General features: G+C 56.4%; 1 rRNA gene (cut by a window edge). It reads left to right on the top strand.

Going from position 1 to position 2,500, the window contains the following annotated elements:
* Window positions 1-2,469 (top strand): 23S ribosomal RNA (locus tag ACFY04_RS43535) (it extends 654 nt beyond the left edge of the window).
* Window positions 2,470-2,500: the final 31 nt, after the last annotated feature.

The following is a 2,500-nucleotide window of genomic DNA, read 5'->3' as shown; positions in this document are numbered from 1 at the left end:
GTGACTGCGTGCCTTTTGAAGAATGAGCCTGCGAGTTAGCGGTGTGTAGCGAGGTTAACCCGTGTGGGGAAGCCGTAGCGAAAGCGAGTCCGAATAGGGCGATTGAGTTGCACGCTCTAGACCCGAAGCGGAGTGATCTAGCCATGGGCAGGTTGAAGCGGAGGTAAGACTTCGTGGAGGACCGAACCCACCAGGGTTGAAAACCTGGGGGATGACCTGTGGTTAGGGGTGAAAGGCCAATCAAACTCCGTGATAGCTGGTTCTCCCCGAAATGCATTTAGGTGCAGCGTCGTGTGTTTCTTGCCGGAGGTAGAGCACTGGATAGGCGATGGGCCCTACCGGGTTACTGACCTTAGCCAAACTCCGAATGCCGGTAAGTGAGAGCACGGCAGTGAGACTGTGGGGGATAAGCTCCATGGTCGAGAGGGAAACAGCCCAGAGCATCGACTAAGGCCCCTAAGCGTACGCTAAGTGGGAAAGGATGTGGAGTCGCAGAGACAACCAGGAGGTTGGCTTAGAAGCAGCCACCCTTGAAAGAGTGCGTAATAGCTCACTGGTCAAGTGATTCCGCGCCGACAATGTAGCGGGGCTCAAGCGTACCGCCGAAGTCGTGTCATTGCAGCAATAGGGCCAACGCCCGCTGTGATGGGTAGGGGAGCGTCGTGTGCCGGGTGAAGCAGCAGCGGAAGCTAGTTGTGGACGGTTCACGAGTGAGAATGCAGGCATGAGTAGCGATACACACGTGAGAAACGTGTGCGCCGATTGACTAAGGGTTCCTGGGTCAAGCTGATCTGCCCAGGGTAAGTCGGGACCTAAGGCGAGGCCGACAGGCGTAGTCGATGGACAACCGGTTGATATTCCGGTACCCGCTTTGAAACGCCCAATATCGAATCAGGCGATGCTAAGTCCGTGAAGCCGTTCCGGACCCTTCGGGGAAAGGAAAGTGGTGGAGCCGACGAACCAGACTTGTAGTAGGTAAGCGATGGGGTGACGCAGGAAGGTAGTCCAGCCCGGGCGGTGGTAGTCCCGGGGTAAGGGTGTAGGCCGAGGGGTAGGCAAATCCGTCCCTCATTAAGGCTGAGACCTGATGCCGAGCCGATTGTGGTGAAGTGGATGATCCTATGCTGTCGAGAAAAGCCTCTAGCGAGTTTCATGGCGGCCCGTACCCTAAACCGACTCAGGTGGTCAGGTAGAGAATACCGAGGCGTTCGGGTGAACTATGGTTAAGGAACTCGGCAAAATGCCCCCGTAACTTCGGGAGAAGGGGGGCCATCACTGGTGATCCGATTTACTCGGTGAGCTGGGGGTGGCCGCAGAGACCAGCGAGAAGCGACTGTTTACTAAAAACACAGGTCCGTGCGAAGCCGTAAGGCGATGTATACGGACTGACGCCTGCCCGGTGCTGGAACGTTAAGGGGACCGGTTAGTGACCTTTCGGGGTTGCGAAGCTGAGAACTTAAGCGCCAGTAAACGGCGGTGGTAACTATAACCATCCTAAGGTAGCGAAATTCCTTGTCGGGTAAGTTCCGACCTGCACGAATGGCGTAACGACTTCTCGACTGTCTCAACCATAGGCCCGGTGAAATTGCACTACGAGTAAAGATGCTCGTTTCGCGCAGCAGGACGGAAAGACCCCGGGACCTTTACTACAGTTTGATATTGGTGTTCGGTTCGGCTTGTGTAGGATAGGTGGGAGACTTTGAAGCAGCCACGCCAGTGGTTGTGGAGTCGCCGTTGAAATACCACTCTGGTCGTGCTGGATGTCTAACCTCGGTCCGTGATCCGGATCAGGGACAGTGTCTGATGGGTAGTTTAACTGGGGCGGTTGCCTCCCAAAGGGTAACGGAGGCGCCCAAAGGTTCCCTCAGCCTGGTTGGCAATCAGGTGTTGAGTGTAAGTGCACAAGGGAGCTTGACTGTGAGACCGACGGGTCGAGCAGGGACGAAAGTCGGGACTAGTGATCCGGCGGTGGCTTGTGGAAGCGCCGTCGCTCAACGGATAAAAGGTACCCCGGGGATAACAGGCTGATCTTCCCCAAGAGTCCATATCGACGGGATGGTTTGGCACCTCGATGTCGGCTCGTCGCATCCTGGGGCTGGAGTCGGTCCCAAGGGTTGGGCTGTTCGCCCATTAAAGCGGTACGCGAGCTGGGTTTAGAACGTCGTGAGACAGTTCGGTCCCTATCCGCTGTGCGCGTAGGAATATTGAGAAGGGCTGTCCCTAGTACGAGAGGACCGGGACGGACGAACCTCTGGTGTGCCAGTTGTCCTGCCAAGGGCATGGCTGGTTGGCTACGTTCGGGAGGGATAACCGCTGAAAGCATCTAAGCGGGAAGCCTGCTTCAAGATGAGTATTCCCACCTCCTTGAGAGGGTAAGGCTCCCAGTAGACGACTGGGTTGATAGGCCAGATGTGGAAGCCCGGTAACGGGTGAAGCTGACTGGTACTAATAGGCCGAGGGCTTGTCCTCAGTTGCTCGCGTCCACTGTGTTAGTTCTGAA

It is taken from the genome of Streptomyces sp. NPDC001549, assembly GCF_042894025.1.
GTDB classification, from domain to species: domain Bacteria; phylum Actinomycetota; class Actinomycetes; order Streptomycetales; family Streptomycetaceae; genus Streptomyces; species Streptomyces kutzneri.
The sequence above is the reverse complement of the archived record's forward strand: the minus strand, read 5'-3'. Positions and strand labels throughout refer to the sequence as shown.